Origin of the sequence: Aquella oligotrophica (genome assembly GCF_002892535.1) — a bacterium.
GTDB classification, from domain to species: domain Bacteria; phylum Pseudomonadota; class Gammaproteobacteria; order Burkholderiales; family UBA11063; genus Aquella; species Aquella oligotrophica.
The window spans coordinates 1,150,970-1,166,179 of sequence record NZ_CP024847.1; the positions used below are offsets into that span (position 1 = coordinate 1,150,970).

General features: G+C 36.5%; 14 protein-coding genes. 11 read left to right on the forward strand and 3 right to left on the reverse strand.

The features are described 5' to 3' along the window. The first annotated feature begins 7 nt into the window (after window positions 1–7). The 11 genes from ispG to CUN60_RS05330 all read left to right on the forward strand — a co-directional run bounded on the left by ispG (window position 8) and on the right by CUN60_RS05330 (window position 11,374). Window positions 8–1,225 (forward strand): flavodoxin-dependent (E)-4-hydroxy-3-methylbut-2-enyl-diphosphate synthase, encoded by a 1,218-nt coding sequence (ispG, locus tag CUN60_RS05280; protein WP_102951029.1) that lies wholly within the window; start codon window positions 8–10, stop codon window positions 1,223–1,225. A gap of 22 nt (window positions 1,226–1,247) precedes the next feature. Further along, window positions 1,248–2,516, forward strand: a complete 1,269-nt coding sequence (gene hisS, locus CUN60_RS05285) for a histidine--tRNA ligase (protein WP_102951030.1) — start codon at window positions 1,248–1,250, stop codon at window positions 2,514–2,516. Between the two features lie 10 nt (window positions 2,517–2,526). Next, window positions 2,527–3,159, forward strand: a complete 633-nt coding sequence (locus CUN60_RS05290) for a YfgM family protein (protein ID WP_102951031.1) — start codon at window positions 2,527–2,529, stop codon at window positions 3,157–3,159. Window positions 3,160–3,162: 3 nt separating this feature from the next. Then, the gene (gene bamB / locus CUN60_RS05295) at window positions 3,163–4,302 is read left to right on the forward strand and encodes an outer membrane protein assembly factor BamB (RefSeq protein WP_158649301.1); all 1,140 of its coding nucleotides are present in this window, start codon (window positions 3,163–3,165) and stop codon (window positions 4,300–4,302) included. An 8-nt stretch (window positions 4,303–4,310) separates the two neighbouring features. After that, on the forward strand, window positions 4,311–5,639 hold the full coding sequence (gene der, locus CUN60_RS05300; RefSeq protein WP_102951033.1) for a ribosome biogenesis GTPase Der: 1,329 nt from the start codon (window positions 4,311–4,313) through the stop codon (window positions 5,637–5,639). A gap of 18 nt (window positions 5,640–5,657) precedes the next feature. After that, window positions 5,658–5,909, forward strand: a complete 252-nt coding sequence (hfq, locus tag CUN60_RS05305) for an RNA chaperone Hfq (RefSeq protein ID WP_102951034.1) — start codon at window positions 5,658–5,660, stop codon at window positions 5,907–5,909. Then, the gene (gene hflX, locus CUN60_RS05310; protein WP_102951035.1) at window positions 5,890–7,071 is read left to right on the forward strand and encodes a GTPase HflX; all 1,182 of its coding nucleotides are present in this window, start codon (window positions 5,890–5,892) and stop codon (window positions 7,069–7,071) included. Before hfq ends, hflX begins: the two co-directional genes overlap by 20 nt. Next, complete coding sequence (locus tag CUN60_RS05315) at window positions 7,049–8,104, forward strand: SPFH domain-containing protein (RefSeq protein WP_102951036.1); 1,056 nt, start codon at window positions 7,049–7,051, stop codon at window positions 8,102–8,104. The genes hflX and CUN60_RS05315 overlap by 23 nt, the downstream gene beginning before the upstream one ends. Beyond that, on the forward strand, window positions 8,105–8,824 hold the full coding sequence (locus CUN60_RS05320) for an SPFH domain-containing protein (protein WP_102951037.1): 720 nt from the start codon (window positions 8,105–8,107) through the stop codon (window positions 8,822–8,824). A 26-nt stretch (window positions 8,825–8,850) separates the two neighbouring features. After that, window positions 8,851–10,485, forward strand: a complete 1,635-nt coding sequence (pgi, locus tag CUN60_RS05325) for a glucose-6-phosphate isomerase (RefSeq protein WP_102951038.1) — start codon at window positions 8,851–8,853, stop codon at window positions 10,483–10,485. A gap of 76 nt (window positions 10,486–10,561) precedes the next feature. Beyond that, window positions 10,562–11,374: a hypothetical protein gene (locus CUN60_RS05330; protein ID WP_102951039.1), complete on the forward strand. Its 813-nt coding sequence runs from the start codon at window positions 10,562–10,564 to the stop codon at window positions 11,372–11,374. Between the two features lie 62 nt (window positions 11,375–11,436). Here the strand turns inward: CUN60_RS05330 and fba are convergent, their stop codons facing one another. Genes fba through CUN60_RS05345 form a run of 3 tightly spaced genes read right to left on the reverse strand, consistent with a single transcriptional unit; the run spans window position 11,437 to window position 15,054 of the window. Further along, window positions 11,437–12,474: a class II fructose-bisphosphate aldolase gene (gene fba, locus CUN60_RS05335; RefSeq protein WP_102951040.1), complete on the reverse strand. Its 1,038-nt coding sequence runs from the start codon at window positions 12,472–12,474 to the stop codon at window positions 11,437–11,439. A 24-nt stretch (window positions 12,475–12,498) separates the two neighbouring features. Beyond that, window positions 12,499–13,743, reverse strand: a complete 1,245-nt coding sequence (locus CUN60_RS05340) for an MFS transporter (protein WP_102951041.1) — start codon at window positions 13,741–13,743, stop codon at window positions 12,499–12,501. Window positions 13,744–13,797: 54 nt separating this feature from the next. Beyond that, a complete protein-coding gene (locus CUN60_RS05345; protein ID WP_102951042.1) occupies window positions 13,798–15,054 on the reverse strand; it encodes a nitronate monooxygenase in 1,257 nt (418 codons plus the stop codon). Between the last annotated feature and the right edge of the window lie 156 nt (window positions 15,055–15,210).

Consider the following 15,210-nt stretch of genomic DNA (forward strand, 5'->3'; position numbering starts at 1 on the left):
TTTAATAATGGTTATTAGACATAAAACCCATAATGTACAAGTTGGTAGTATAAATGTAGGAAGTTCTTATCCTGTAGTTGTTCAGTCAATGACAAATACCGATACTGAGGATGCAATTGCTACAGCCATTCAGATTGCTGATCTGGCGCGTGCAGGCTCTGAAGTTGTTAGGGTAACTGTAAATACTATTGAAGCTGGGCGCAAGATAAAAGAGATTAAACAACGATTGGGCGACATGGGAATAAATGTGCCAATAGTTGGTGATTTTCATTTTAATGGTCACAAAATCCTTGCTGAAGTTCCTGATTGTGCCAAATATCTCGATAAATATCGGATTAATCCCGGTAATGTAGGGAAGGGCAGCAAGCGGGATGAGCAGTTTGCATCGATGATAAATATGGCCCGAGAATATGATAAACCTGTCAGAATTGGTGTAAATTGGGGGTCTTTGGATCAAGATTTATTAGCGCAGATGCTTGATAATAATGCCCGGCTTCAAAGTCCTCTCTCGCTAGAAGTTGTAATGCAAAATGCTCTGATTGAATCTGCCCTACAGAGTGCTGAAAAAGCAATTGAATTGGGGCTTCCTGAAAATAAAATTTTGCTTTCGTGTAAAGTAAGTCAGGTTCAGGATTTAATAAGTGTTTATCGGCAATTAGCTAGTAAGTGTAAGTTCCCATTACATCTTGGTTTGACTGAGGCTGGAATTGGTACTAAAGGTATTGTTGCTTCAACGGCCGCCCTATCAATTCTTTTACAAGAGGGGATTGGTGATACTATCAGGATTTCTCTGACGCCAAAACCAGGCGAAAGTCGAACTCAAGAGGTTATTGTTGCCCAAGAAATTCTCCAGTCTATGGGCTTACGCTCATTTGTTCCGGTTGTAACCTCATGTCCGGGCTGTGGGCGCACTTCTAGTGATTATTTCCAAAAGCTTGCTGATAAAATCCAAAATTATCTGCGTGAACAGATGCCTATTTGGCGCGAAACCTACCCGGGTGTTGAGACTATGAAGGTTGCAGTTATGGGCTGTGTTGTCAATGGACCTGGAGAATCCAAGCTGGCTAATATAGGTATTAGCTTGCCGGGTAAAGATGAATCTCCTGTAGCACCAGTTTATATTGATGGGCAGAAGGATGTAACCCTAAAAGGTGAGCGGATTGCTGAAGAGTTTCAGGTTTTAGTTGAGAACTATGTTAAAACTCGCTATGGTAAACTTGTTTAGAATATAATTTATTGGTGAAGCAATGGGACAAAAGATTACTGGTATAAAAGGAATGAATGACATTCTTCCCGAGCAGTCAAAAAACTGGTTGTGGATTGAGGAAGAGTTGAGAAACTGGCTGATTAAATATGGTTATAATAACATAAGAACTCCAATACTAGAAGATACAGCTCTTTTTGTACGCTCAATTGGTGAAGTAACTGATATAGTTGAAAAAGAAATGTATAGTTTTACTGACTCGCTTAATGGCGATAAGCTAACTCTTAGACCAGAGGGTACGGCAGGTACGTTAAGGGCAGTTTTGGAGCATAGCCTTTTATATAATGCTACACAAAAGCTATGGTACATTGGACCAATGTTTCGTCATGAACGTCCACAAAAAGGTCGTTACCGCCAATTTCATCAGCTTGGTGTAGAGGCTTTGGGCTTTCAGGGACCTGATATTGATGCCGAAATTATAGTAATGCTGAATGACCTTTGGCACAGGTTAGGGTTGAAAAATGTTGAATTACACATTAATTGCCTAGGTAATGCAGAAGAAAGACTAAATCATCGGAATGCACTTATAGGTTACTTTGAAAACAATCAAGGTTTACTTGATGAGGAAGCTAAACGTAGGCTTCATTCAAATCCATTACGTATTTTGGATACCAAAAATCCAAATATGCAGGATTTAGTTACTAATGCACCACGCTTAATAGATTATTTAGGTGATCAGTCGCTAGCACATTATAATGGCTGGAAAAACTATCTTGATAATATGCAGATTTCATATGTAGAAAACCCAAGATTAGTTAGAGGTCTTGATTACTATAATCTTTCAGTTTTTGAATGGATAAGTAGTGATTTGGGGGCTCAGTCAACAATATGTGGTGGCGGACGTTATGATCCCTTAATTGTTGAACTTGGTGGTAAAGATAACTATGCAATTGGATTTGCGATTGGTATTGAGCGTTTATTGATGGTACTTGAAGCAAATAATAAACTGCCAGATGAAAATGTAACTGATATATATGTCGTAAATGAAGGAGCTGGAACTGATGTGGCAGCTTTTAAAATAGCCCATCAGTTAAGAAGCCTTGGGTTTAAGGTCATTCAAAATTTTGGCGGTGGCAGCTTTAAGTCTCAATTTAAAAAGGCGGATAACAGTAAGGCAAGAGTTACACTGGTTCTAGGTGAAAACGAGGTTAAAAGCCGACAAGTTGTGTTAAAATGTATGGCTACACAAAAACAAGAAGTTATTTCGACAGATAATTTGTCAGACATAATCGTTAATTATTTAATTAAATAATGGATATCAAATGGCACATTTTGATTTAAATGAACAGGAACGTATTGATAGTCTTCGCTATTATTGGCGAATTTGGGGTAAATATATCCTTACTTTGGTGGCGGTCTTAGTAGTTGCGTATATTGGTAGCTCTTTTTATCAGTGGTATGGTAAGGATCATGCTGAGAAAGCAGCTGTGCTTTATGCTGATTTTACTACTGCATTAAATGAAAAGAATAATCAGAAGGCTATAGCTTCTGCTAATAAGCTGATAGAAGCCCTTCCTAATACCGAATACACTCCGATGGCAGCCTTACAGGCAGCAAAGCTTGCGGTGGATCAGAAGGATTATTCTACAGCTATTAAGTTTCTTAATTGGACTAAAGATAGTGCCAAGGATAAGTCAATGCAGAGTATTGCTACTTTAAGGTTGGCTGCGATTTATGTTGATCAAGGAAAATTTGATAAAGCTCGTGAGTTATTGAGAACCAAACACGATTTAGCCTTTGATGGGCTATTTTATGAGGCTCGTGGAGATATGTATATTGCGATGGGTGATACCAATAAAGCTCGTGATGCATATAAAGAAGGATTGCAGAAAGCAGCGAATGATCCATCAACTCAGCAGGTAATTCAGATGAAACTAGATATCCTCGGGAGCTAGGTTTTGTTAAAGAAAATATTGTTGATTATGACCAGTAGCTTGATTGCTACTGGTTTAATTTCTTGTGCTTCAGATAACACACCACAACCTCAGCCTATGCCAAAGATCAAAAATTATGATACTATAAAGCAGGGGTGGGTACAGCGTAATCTTGATAATAGTTCTGCTGGTAGTTTTGTTCCGGTTAATTTTGATAATGCAATTTTTACTGCAGATAGCAGTGGTACTATCTATAAAATTGATCCTAGTGATGGCAGCATTATTAATAGTTTTTACACTCGGGAAAAGTTATCTAGCGGGGTGGGGGTTGCTGGCGGTTCTGTATATGCAACAACTATAGATGCGCATTTAATCGCTGTTGATAAGGGTAGTGGTAAAATAAAATGGAAAATCAGGTTACCAACGGTTTCACTTGAAGCGCCACAAGTTGGAGCAGATCTGGTAATAGTTAAAACAAATGATTCCGAGGTATTGGCGTATAATACCAGTGATGGTTCACCAGTCTGGGTATATCAAAAACCAGCTCCTGCACTTACTCTTAGAGTAACCAATACGTTTCAGGTGATTGGCAATGAGGTTGTAGTTATTGGTTTACCTGGTGGAAAACTAGCTTTAGTTAACCTCAAAACAGGTGTTCCTATCTGGGAAAACTATGTTGCAATACCTGAAGGAGCAACTGATCTAGATAAAATTACCGATATCGGTATGCGTCCAGTTCTTGATGACAAGCGATTATATGTAGCTGCATATAATGGGAAAATCGCCTGTTTGGATGCGATTTCAAGTAATATCATCTGGGAAAAAAAATTTAATACTTCTATTGGACTTACTTACGATCAACAAAATGTGTATGCTGTATCACAAGATGGTGTTGTTTATGCTTTTGATAAAAATACTGGCTCACAGGTTTGGAAAAATGCGACTATGCAGTATCGTAGTTTGAGTGCGCCAGCTATTCTTGGTGTAGGCGTACTGATTGTAGATAATGATGGATATGTGCATTTGTTTAATCGTAATGATGGACAAGAAACAGCTAGGATTTCAACTAACTTATATGATGGAGTTTCTTTACCATTAGTGCGCGATAATGGTGTAGTATTTCAATCGGCTAATGGGATTTTAGAACTTATAAAAAATTATTAAGGAATTTTATGAAGCCAATTATAGCTTTGGTTGGAAGACCAAATGTTGGCAAATCAACTTTATTTAATCGTCTAACCAGAAGTAAGGATGCTTTAGTTGCTGATTATGCAGGGCTTACTCGTGATCGACACTATGGTGATGGTAGGATTGGGCATAAACCATACATTCTCGTTGATACTGGTGGTTTTGAACCATTGATTGATAGTGGTGTGATGTACCAAATGGCTCGTCAATCTGAACAAGCTATTTATGAAGCCGATGCGGTTATATTTATGGTTGATGGGCGTAATGGGGTAACTCCACAAGATAGGCTTATTGCCAATAAGCTACGAATGGTTGATAAACCAGTTTATGTAGCAATCAATAAAGTTGAAGGCGTTGATAAAATAATCGCAGTTAGTGATTTTTATGAACTTGGGTTGGATAAGATGTATCCAATTTCTGCATCGCATGGTGATGGAATTCATAAGCTTATTGATGATGTTTTGCGTGGGTTCAAAAATGCTGCTGAGGAAGAAAATGCTAATGCCGATAGAATAACCTTTGCGGTTATTGGTCGACCGAATGTTGGTAAATCAACTCTAGTAAATACTATTCTTGGTGAAGAGCGAGTAATTGCTTTTGATGAAGCTGGAACTACCAGAGATAGTATCTATATTGATTTTGAACGCAATGATGAAAAATTTACGATTATTGATACAGCAGGTATCAGGCGCAAGGGAAAAGTTACCGAGAAATTGGAAAAGTTCTCGGTTTTAAAGGCGATTAAGGCAATCAGTGAAGCTCATGTCGTGGTGATGGTGCTAGATGCACATCTAGATATTGCCGAGCAAGATGCTACAATAGTTGGTTATGCTCTTGAAGCAGGTAAATCTGTAGTAGTAGCAATTAATAAATGGGATCATTTAAAGGAAGATGAGCGGCAGAGAATTAAGGATGATGTAAAAACTAAGCTTCATTTTCTTGATTTTGCCAAATATAATTATATTTCAGCATTATATAAAAAAGGTATAAATGAATTAATTGATTCTATTCGTGGCGCATATCATGCGGCGTTTCTTAAATTAAGTACGCCAAAATTAAGTCGGATACTCTCGGAAGCTGTTAATCGCCAACCTCCAGCATATAAAGGTAATTTTCGTCCGAAACTACGTTACGCACATCAGGGAGGATCAAATCCGCCATTGATAATTATACATGGTAATAGTTTACATACAATTCAAAAGGCATATACTAAATATCTGGAGCGTTCATTTCGAAAGGTCTTTGATTTGACTGGTACGCCGCTTCGAATTGAATATAAAAATAGTGATAATCCATTTGAAAATAAAAAATAAATTTGTGGAGGAATAGATATGTCTAAACAGTCAATTAATTTGCAGGATCCATACTTAAATAGTTTGCGCAAGGAGCAGATAAAGGTTTCAATTTATCTGATAAATGGGATAAAGTTAACAGGCATTGTATCTTCGTTTGATCAGTATGTGGTCGTACTTAGAGATAATGAAAGTACAGTAAACCAACTGATTTATAAACATGCGATTTCTACAATAGTACCATCCAGACCATTCCATAATAATAGTTTTGATGTGGAAGCAGCTAAATAAATTGATAGAACAGCAATTTATTAATGCTCAGCCGCTGGCTCTTATCGTTGCAATAAACTTTAACCGTAATCCTGATTTTGATGATGATGTGTCTGAGGCTTTGGCTTTGGCTGAATCGGCAGGATATAAAATTGGTCAGGTGATAACTGCCAATCGAGACAGACCTGATGTGGCTTTATTTGTCGGTAGTGGTAAAGCAGAAGAAATCAAATCTATATGTGATAGTTTGAATCCTGACGTAGTGATGATTAATCATAATATATCTCCAGTTCAGGAACGCAATCTTGATCGTATTCTAAATCGTAGGGTTATTGACCGGACACAGTTAATTTTAGATATATTTGCGGCTAGAGCTACAACCAATGAGGGTATCCTACAGGTTGAGCTGGCGCAACAGTCTTATCTTTTAACTCGGCTAGTAAGACGTTGGAGTCATCTGGAGCGTCAACGTGGCGGAATTGGTTTGCGCGGTGGTCCTGGTGAAACACAAATGGAGCTAGATAAGCGGATGATTGCAACTAAGGTTGAATCGTTAAAAAAAAGACTAGCAACCATCGTTAAACAACGTAATACCCAAAGAAAGTCAAGACTAAAAAGTGGGATTGGTTCAGTTTCTATTGTTGGATATACTAATGCGGGCAAGTCAACTCTATTCAATAGTTTGACGAAAGCTAATGTGTATGCAGAAAATAGATTATTTGCAACACTGGATACGACTACCAGACGTTTATTTATTGATGAAGAGCATGAAGTTATTCTTTCTGATACGGTTGGTTTTATTCGTGATTTACCACACAAACTAGTTGCTGCTTTCAGGGCAACACTTGAAGAAACGATTTATGCCAATATTTTGTTACATGTTGTAGATGCTTCTAATCAGGCAAAAGAGCGGCAGATAGAGGATGTAAATATAGTTTTAACCGAGATAGAGGCAAATCATATTCCACAATTAATGGTTTATAATAAAATAGATCTTATCGATGGGTTCTCTCCTCAAATCATCTATGCGGAAACGGGTGAACCAGCCGCGGTATATATCTCTGCGAGTAAAAATTTGGGCTTTGATTTACTGCGTCAAGCAATTGTAGAAAAAATGGATTATCAGAAGTTGGTAAATGAGCATAAACAGGATTTAAGTTATGAACCATGGAAAAATAGATAAACAAAAGCCTCAGACTGCTCTAGACAAATGGAATAATGCATTAGCACGAATGCTTGGCAAAAGAGAAAAAAAATCTTCTGATGGGAATAATCAAACACCTACCAGTGATGGGAAGTTTGGTTTTATAGTTATTGCAATGGTAGTTTTTTTATGGTTACTAACAGGTATATACTATGTACCACAAAATACCTATGGAATTATAATGCATAATGGAAAGGTCAGTTCTGTTAAGTCTGGTATTGCAATTGGGATTGATTATCCATATCCATTTTCTGATATAGCAGTTATTGATAATATTAGTAATAGTCTGTCAATTGGTAAAGTTGATAATGAAAAATTTGTGGTTGTTAGTGCGAATGATAAACCACTACAGATGGTTGTTGAGGTTGTTTACCGAGTTACTAATCCCCGGCAATACTTTATTGCGCATTATCAGGAAAATACTGATTTTAAGCAGATAATGAAGTGGCAGGTTCAATCTTTAATCCAGTCTTATGTAATAAATAAGCAAAGTAGTGAATTACTAAGTGGGAGTAGTATCGTTATTGCCAATGATATTCGACGTCAAAGTGAATTTCAGTTAGCGAATTTTGGTATTAAAGTTGAGAAAATGACAATTGTTAAATTAAGTAACCTTGATACTCAGTTACAACAAGATAAGGAATCATCAATAAGTTCTTCATCAACAATAAATTCTTCGGTAGGGGAAATTCTTAATCAGGCAAAACAGTATCAAAATTATATAAATAATGATCTTGAGTCTCAAGTTAAAGAGTTTCATAAATTATTGCCGGAATACCGCTCAAATCCTGATGTAGTTGCTCAGTTAATGTATTATAAAATGTTAAGTTCAATTCCTGTCTCTGAGTCGGCAGTGCCTGATTTCTCTTTATTGCGTAGTAGTCTAGATGAGTTTAAAAGTAGAATTAGTAATGGTAGCATTAGCACTCTTCAAAGCAATAGCTTTGAAGAGTCTGATATTCGTAAACTTAATAGAACAGTTGACCGTGAGCGTGAGTTTAAGGGACGCTAGATGAAGAATGTACTGATTATTTTTCTTTTGGGTGTACTAGTTTTATTTAGTGGTCTTTTTATTGTTGATGAGCGTGAGGTTGTGGTTATTACCCATTCACCTAAAGACTCTAAAGTATATACGACTGGGATACACTGGAATTTGCCATTTTATGGGCAGTTCAATTATGTTTATGTAAATCAGAGAAATTCTCATGTCTTGATAGAGTTAAGTAATGAAAGTACCAATCAAAAAGAGTTGGTTAAGTTTAATGTTACTTGGGCAGTTCAAGATCCAGTAGTTTATGTTAATTTCTTAAATCTGAATAATCGTAAAAAACTTGAAGAAAATATGGCAAATTTTATTGAATCGAAGATTCTTACCAATGTCGTAGCTCAAATTTCATCTGATGTAGATTTAATAAAGCTACTGAATAGTAAACAAGTTAACATTCAAAATCCCGAGCTTGGAATAAAAATAATTAGTCTTGATGTTTCTGAGATTGATGTAATTAGGCAAACAGTAAAAAATCAATCAAATTCAGATTTATCTGCCGAAAGTGCATATGCTAAAGCTATTTCCATTATGCAAGAGACCAATAAACAAAAACAGCAGACACTGGATAAATTAAAGGCAGAAAACCCGGAGTTTTATAGCTATTATAGTTTGATCCGGCAATACCAGATGACGGCGAAAAATAAAAATGAAGTTCCGCCATTTGATAAATTATATTCTAGATAATATTTTATCCATTTCAGGAGGGTAATATGAAACATCTAAATCTCGCAGATTTAACCAACCATTTTCAGGAACTTAAAAATAAAACGTTACTTGAGCTATTTGCTGAAGAAAAAGGGCGCAATCAGTTATATTCTTTGGCTTATAATGGATTGCATTTCGATTTTTCCAAAAATAAGATTAATCAATCTACTCTAGCCAAGCTTTTAGATTTAACTAAACAGGTAAAGCTTTCCGAACATATAGAAGCAATGTTTAGTGGACAGAAAATCAATAATACTGAAAATAGGGCAGTGTTACATACTGCACTTAGAAGTGAAGAGACAAGTGTGCTTGTTGATGGTAGAAATGTTATTAATGATATTTCCTCTGTTAAAAAGCAGATGAAATCATTTTGTCAGAAACTTCATTCAGGGGAACATGCTGGCTTTTCCGGTAAAAAAATTACTCATATTATAAATATTGGTATTGGCGGATCTGATCTAGGTCCAGTTTTGGTATGTCAAGCATTAAAACCATATCGCCAAGCTGGCATGAAAATTGATTTTATTTCCAGTGTTGATGGTTATATGCTAAATGATATTCTAGCCGATATCGATCCTGAAACAACATTATTTGTGATTGCCTCTAAAACTTTTACGACTCAGGAAACAATGACTAATGCGATGAGCGCACGTAAGTGGTTTTTATCTAAAACAGCCAATAATACTGCAGCAATTGCCCAACATTTTATTGCTTTGTCAACGAATGAAAAAGCAGTAACTGAGTTTGGGATAGCCAAGGAAAACATGTTTGCTTTCTGGGATTTTGTTGGTGGACGCTATAGTTTATGGTCCGCAATTGGTTTGAGTATCGCCTTATATATTGGTTATGATAATTTTGAGCAATTATTGGCTGGTGCTAATAGTATGGATAAACATTTCAGAGAAACCAGCGATTTTAGTCAAAATATTCCAGTTATACTTGCATTATTGGGTATCTGGTATGTGAATTTTTTTGATTATAACAGCCTAATTTTATCACCATATAATACCAGATTAACCAGATTCCCGGCATATGTTCAGCAGCTTGAAATGGAAAGTAACGGAAAATCAGTTGATAAAAATGGTCAGCGAATTAGCTATAATACTTGCCCAGTTGTTTGGGGGGATAGTGGTATAAATGGACAGCACGCCTATTATCAGCTTCTGCATCAGGGTAGCCAGATTATCCCGATGGATATAATAATTGCTCTTTCTGATAGATTTAGTAATAAAGAACACAATGATATTTTATGGTCAAATGCTGTTGCTCAGGCAGAAGCGTTTATGTGTGGTAAGACTTACGAAACTGCAAAAGCGGAGCTGTTAAGTCAGGGCATGTCAAGCACGGATGCTGACGAAATAGCTAAACATAAAATTTTTGATGGTAATCGTCCAAGTAATATGATTGTGTTACCTGAAATAAGTCCATATTATCTTGGAATGTTGATAGCTTTGTATGAACACAAAACATTTGTTCAAGGCGTTATCTGGAATATAAATTCTTTTGACCAGATGGGGGTAGAATTAGGTAAACAGTTGGCTAAAGCAGTGTTGAAAGACATCGAAACAGCAGTAGTTTCAAATCATGATGAATCTACTGTCGCAATTATTCAACATTACCTGAATTTTATTAGCAAATAATGGGAAAAGCACGCTGAAAATTTGTATTGAAGCACATTTTTAGCGTATAATCTTAAAAAATATTTGGGAATACTCCATGCGCAAATTTGTAAGAATTCTCGGGTTAAGCATAATGCCAGTTTTTGCTATGGCAGCTGAAAGTGCCCCTTTAGCGAGTAACCATTACTTTCAAGAGTTTGATAATCAATTTTCAATTGGATTTGGTGGCACTTATGGAAGTTTGGCTAATGCGTATGGACAAAGCTCTAATTATGGTACTACCTTCATCGGTCTTTCTGTGGAGAGGTTATTTGATATTGGTATCTGGGGTCGTATTGATGCTAGTTTAATGACTGGTTACAGTAACTATAATTCAACAAATGCAAATGCGACAACTGGACCTTTAGGGCAAGATCCTGGCGTTGCCGGGCTCAATTTTAAATTGGGTTATGCATTCTTACCAATTCAGGAGCATTTATTGGTTACGCCTTATATATTATTGGGGCGTAATACTAATCTAACTTCAAATTCACTTAATAATAATACTTCTCCTGCTGGTGGTGGCACTTCACAATTAAATTCCAATGTAACGCAGGATTATTTCTGGACAATGGGGTTTGGTGGACGTGTTGAATACCGGATCAACAAAATTTTTGAATTATATGCTGATCAAGGATTTTTATATAATTCAGACCAGTCTCAGCCAAGCTCAAGCTATACGCCAGCCAATAATTACCAGTTGGTTTCAACGATTGGTGCTAAATTTAATGTCTGGGAAAATTTACAGCTTGGCTTACAAGGGTTTTATTCATATAATCAGTTGAGTGGTGCAGTTACTTCGGCTCAGCAATATCAGTTGTATCAGCAAAATCAGCTTGGTGGGTTAGCCAGTGTTGGATTGACTTATTAATCAAATTAGATTTATTTTTTATTAAAAAAGGAGGGTAAAGTATTTACCCTCCTTTTTATTGGCTAATTATATTTTTTCGCCATAAATATAAGTTTTTGCGGTTTGATTTTTGATGCATTACCAGCAGTGGCAAATTGCTTATAGCGGTCAATACAGATTTGTTTAGCAGCTTCTTTAGCCACTTTCAGGTATTGTCTTGGGTCAAAGTGATCGCGATGGGTACCAAAATAGCGACGAATTGCGCCTGTCATGGCAAGTCGGATATCGGTATCAATATTAATCTTGCGAACTCCATATTTGATTGCTGTTTGGATTTCTTCAACAGGAACACCATAGGTTTCCTTCAAGTCTCCACCAAATTCACGAATTACTGCCAACCACTCTTGTGGGACTGAACTAGAACCATGCATTACTAGATGTGTATTTGGAATAGCCTGATGAATTTTTCTTACCTGTTCAATGGCAAGGATATCACCAGTTGGTTTGCGTGTAAATTTATACGCGCCATGTGAAGTCCCAATTGCAATTGCTAATGCATCAACCTTGGTTGCTTCAACAAACTCTTTAGCCTGTAGTGGATCAGTTAATAATTGATCTTTTTCAAGTTTACCATCAAATCCATGCCCATCTTCTTTATCACCTTCACCTGTTTCTAGCGATCCGAGGCATCCAAGTTCGCCTTCTACAGACACCCCAACTGAGTGAGCTAATTCACAAACCTTGCGGGTTACCTCAATGTTATATTCATATGAGCTTGGAGTTTTTCCATCAGCCAGTAATGATCCATCCATCATAACCGATGAAAATCCCAGTTGAATTGCTTGAAAACAAACATTTGGTGAGGCACCGTGATCCTGATGCATGACAACAGGTATATCTGGATATTCAGCAATAGCACCTTCGATTAAATGGCGCAAAAATTCTTCACCTGCATATTTTCTGGCACCAGCTGATGCTTGCAGAATAACTGGAGAATCAGTTTCTGCTGCTGCTTCCATAATTGCCTGAACCTGCTCCAGATTGTTTACATTAAAAGCTGGTATTCCATAATTGTTTTCTGCGGCATGATCCAAAATTTGGCGCAAAGAAACTAAAGCCATACGATTATTCCTCAAAAAGAAGTATTATTGATATTCAGTAAGTTGTTTATTTTCAACTGTTAAAATGAATAGCATTGCAAATGATGCAAATATGGTTATGTAAATTGCAGGAATCAGCATTATTCCAGTAAACTTGATTAAGGAAAAAAGTATCACTTGAGTAAGTCCTGCAACTATCCCAAAACATATATTATAACTTAAACCAACACCTGAATAGCGTACTTGTACAGGAAAAAAGCTAGCAGATAGTACTGGCAGCCTGCCACAAATTATGCCAATGAATACTAGAATCAGATAGTGGTAAATTACAATTTGATTTAATGTCAGTGATTGGTAGTGGCTAAATAGGTAATAGCTGCTGATAGTAAAAATTATTGTTCCGGTTGCCAGAAATTTTTTTGCAAATAAATAATGAAATTTTCCGGCGATAAATGCACTAATTACAAAAATTATTATTGAATAGGAGTTATATTCTAATAGTTTATCCATCGGAAATTTATAATAAGTAGAAAGATATGTTGGCATAAAAAACGTGAATACAGCAAGGGAACTTGCTAGCAAAGAGCCAAATGCTAACATTTGTATAAGTGGTTTTTTATGGTTTAGCAGCAGTTCCCTAATTGGTGGATGTGGCTGTTTATCAACAAATTCCTGATATTTGCTAAATTCAGGTGTTTCAGTCAGGTTCTTTCTAAGGTAATAGCTGATAATCCCAAATATGCCACCAATTATGAAGGCAATTCGCCATGCACTATATGGTAGATTGCTTTGCTTGAGGAGTATTGCACCAAGCATTGACGCAATAAAAAAACCAATGTTTGTTCCCGCGATGACGATATTAGTATTTAAAGCCTTATTGGCTTTATTGGATAGTTCATATGCAAAAACAACTGAACCAGGAATTTCACCACCGATTGCCAGTCCTTGGATGCAGCGAAGTAAAATTAGCATAATAGTTGCCGCAATTCCTATTTGTGTATAATTTGGGATAAATCCGATTAGAAGAGTCGGTAAAGCCATCATTAATACTGTATAGATAAAGATATTTTTTCGTCCACGAGTATCACCGAAATGGGCGAAAATAATACCACCTAAAGGTCGCAGGATTGCGCCGATTGCAAATATTCCAAAGCTTGCAATTAAATTGGCTGTTTCATTATGTAGTGGTATCAGGCTTTCACCAATTGCCTTGGCAAAATAAATGAATATTGCAAAATCATAGTATTCTAGAATTGCACCAAGAGTAATTAATGCGAAAGATTTTTTCATGACGTGTTTGGATAAAATTTAAATCCGCTAGTATACTAGCGGATTCTTTGATAATTATGATAATTGTGGTTTTAGTATCTGATTATCGGTACTAAATTGATAATCCTTAAATACGTGTTCGGCAGTAAGAATCTGATATGTACCATCGGGAAGACGGTTTGTTGTATCTTTCAGACGATACACATAATGTCCACAGGTATAGCATTGATAAAGCTGCATATGGGTACATAAACAGGTTTTCTCAAATACTTCAAAGGTTTTCCCATCTGGACTTGCATTTTTTGCTTTTTCATAAGCTTCGACGTATGAACAGGTACCATTTTCTAGTAAGTAACCTAAGGACTCACAGTTTGGTTTCATTTTGCCACCAATTGAAGGAGAATAACTTAGCATACGCATCGGATAACCAGTAGGTGATGTGGTGTTTACTTCTACATCATCTTCTTCTGCGCGAAAGTATTCCTGTTTTACTTTATCTGGCAAACCACATTCTTCTGTTACAGTAAACCTTGTCGCAACTTGAACCGCTCCCGCTCCATCAGTAAGATAATTTGCTGCGTCAGTCCCGGTAAATATGCCACCAGCTGGTATAACCGGAATTTCTAAATGCTGTTCTTTGAGGTAGTTTAATACTTCAATAAAAATATCCTGTAATCTATACTGATTCCAGTCATCTAAACCAAATCCTAAATGTCCGCCGGCTAAAGGTCCTTCAACAACTATATAATCAGGCATGCGGTTAGAGCGTTTTGCTCGTTGCAAAAATGGACGTAGAGCACGGACTGAGGATACGATAATTCCAAGTTTGGCGTCATGAAAGCGTTTGTTTTCTTGCATCATGGCAAAACTATTTAGATGAAGTCCAGCACTTAATGTAATTCCATCAATACCATAATCCAAGGCTGAATTTAGTCTTTCTTTCAGAGTATCACGGGTATTATTCATGGTTAATTTTTCCATGCAGTTGACAAAGACTAAGCCATCACCTTTTTTAGCTTCCATAGTCTTGCCTATATGTAGCTTGGTTGCTTCACGAATATCTATCATGTTAAATTGAATCAGGCTTTTATCTGGACTATTTAGGCTACCACGAAACTGCTTACGCTTATCTGAAACAAAAGTTGTATCAAATTTACGATCCGATACATCAGTAATAAGCGAATCCGAGATGTGCCCAATCCCACCAAGTCTGGCAGCGGTAAGAGCCAATTCCGAAGTTGAAATATCAACTCCCATGCCACCAATCATGATTGGCACATATTCTTTATTGTCATTGGCAAATTTTAATCTGAAATTATCAACTTTACTCATTTAACGGGAAACCTTATTTGTGATATAATAATAAACTATTATTTTATTAACAATAGTTTTGCATACTACTTGTTATGATAACATATGTAAAAAAAAATTGCTATCACCAGCTAGTTTAGCTAGACTAGAATAGAACCTAAAATTTGGGAATAAACC

Bases quoted from the DNA above. Each gene is read 5' to 3' on its own strand.
- hflX (WP_102951035.1), top strand. From the start codon at position 5,890: ATGTGGAAGCAGCTAAATAAATTGATAGAACAGCAATTTATTAATGCT.
- fba (WP_102951040.1), bottom strand. From the start codon at position 12,474: ATGGCTTTAGTTTCTTTGCGCCAAATTTTGGATCATGCCGCAGAAAAC.
- der (WP_102951033.1), top strand. From the start codon at position 4,311: ATGAAGCCAATTATAGCTTTGGTTGGAAGACCAAATGTTGGCAAATCA.
- ispG (WP_102951029.1), top strand. From the start codon at position 8: ATGGTTATTAGACATAAAACCCATAATGTACAAGTTGGTAGTATAAAT.
- hfq (WP_102951034.1), top strand. From the start codon at position 5,658: ATGTCTAAACAGTCAATTAATTTGCAGGATCCATACTTAAATAGTTTG.
- CUN60_RS05320 (WP_102951037.1), top strand. From the start codon at position 8,105: ATGAAGAATGTACTGATTATTTTTCTTTTGGGTGTACTAGTTTTATTT.
- pgi (WP_102951038.1), top strand. From the start codon at position 8,851: ATGAAACATCTAAATCTCGCAGATTTAACCAACCATTTTCAGGAACTT.
- CUN60_RS05345 (WP_102951042.1), bottom strand. From the start codon at position 15,054: ATGAGTAAAGTTGATAATTTCAGATTAAAATTTGCCAATGACAATAAA.
- CUN60_RS05330 (WP_102951039.1), top strand. From the start codon at position 10,562: ATGCGCAAATTTGTAAGAATTCTCGGGTTAAGCATAATGCCAGTTTTT.
- CUN60_RS05290 (WP_102951031.1), top strand. From the start codon at position 2,527: ATGGCACATTTTGATTTAAATGAACAGGAACGTATTGATAGTCTTCGC.
- hisS (WP_102951030.1), top strand. From the start codon at position 1,248: ATGGGACAAAAGATTACTGGTATAAAAGGAATGAATGACATTCTTCCC.
- CUN60_RS05315 (WP_102951036.1), top strand. From the start codon at position 7,049: ATGAACCATGGAAAAATAGATAAACAAAAGCCTCAGACTGCTCTAGAC.
- CUN60_RS05340 (WP_102951041.1), bottom strand. From the start codon at position 13,743: ATGAAAAAATCTTTCGCATTAATTACTCTTGGTGCAATTCTAGAATAC.